Annotated in this window: 1 protein-coding gene; it reads right to left on the bottom strand. The window is 66.2% G+C overall.

All coding sequences use genetic code 11. From position 1 onward, the window contains the following. Nucleotides 1-381 (bottom strand): cell wall hydrolase (locus ASV53_RS24760; RefSeq protein ID WP_094959039.1); only part of this gene is annotated, 381 nt, incomplete at its 3' end. Nucleotides 382-402 lie beyond the last annotated feature (21 nt).

Genomic DNA, 402 nt, shown 5'->3' on the forward strand with positions numbered 1-402 from the left:
AAAAACATGCCCGCCCTCGACGGCGGCCACCTGCATTCCCACTGCCCACCAGGGCGCTTTGCCGGACGCGTAGTGCAGCGCCCCGTCGGTCGGGTCCACAGCCACGCCAGCGTTCACCGCTTGAACAAACCACGCTGCGAACCGTTTGATGCGCACCCATGCGCGGCGGTCGGGCTCGCCGTCGATCACCGGCTTCCAGTGATGTGCTGTCCACGAAAACTGATGCGGCTGGCGGATCACGGCGCACACCGTGTCCGGATACTGCGGCGCCTCGACGCGGTTCTGGACCACCCATGCGATGGCGTACCACTCAGTGAGCGAGGCGCTGGAGCGCGCCTCCCAGAACAGGTTAACGGCGAGACACAGTGCGGCGGCGGTCATTATGGCACCGCCGGGCTAGTT

Origin of the sequence: Photobacterium sanguinicancri (assembly GCF_002265265.1) — a bacterium.
GTDB lineage: Bacteria > Pseudomonadota > Gammaproteobacteria > Enterobacterales > Vibrionaceae > Photobacterium > Photobacterium sanguinicancri.